A 295-nucleotide genomic window follows, 5' to 3' on the forward strand; every position below is an offset into this window, starting at 1 on the left:
GTGGAGAGCGAAGCGGACCTTGACTGGCCCACACTGAATCTCTATGCTTTGTTAAGCACTTTAGCCTGCTTCTTTAAGCGTTTCCTGAAGTTTCGCAACTTCTAGGTTATAACAGTCGTTAGGGGTTTGATAATCTAAGACCTTTCTAAAGCGATTATTTATTGTATTCGTATAGTGTGCGAGTTCCTGGTATGTCAGCTTTTTAAAGCTTGTCCCTTTGGGCAAGAATTCTCTTAACATGCGATTATGTCTCTCATGACTGCCTTTTTCCCAAGCTGAATAGGCATGGGCGAAA

General features: G+C 42.4%; 1 protein-coding gene. It reads right to left on the reverse strand.

Annotated elements, in window-relative coordinates:
* Window positions 1-60: 60 nt before the first annotated feature.
* Window positions 61-295, reverse strand: a 235-nt coding sequence (locus tag QP442_RS08425) for a transposase (protein WP_442953382.1), incomplete at its 5' end; no start/stop codon positions are given.

The organism is Pauljensenia sp. UMB1177 (assembly GCF_030217965.1).
Taxonomy (GTDB): domain Bacteria; phylum Actinomycetota; class Actinomycetes; order Actinomycetales; family Actinomycetaceae; genus Pauljensenia; species Pauljensenia turicensis_A.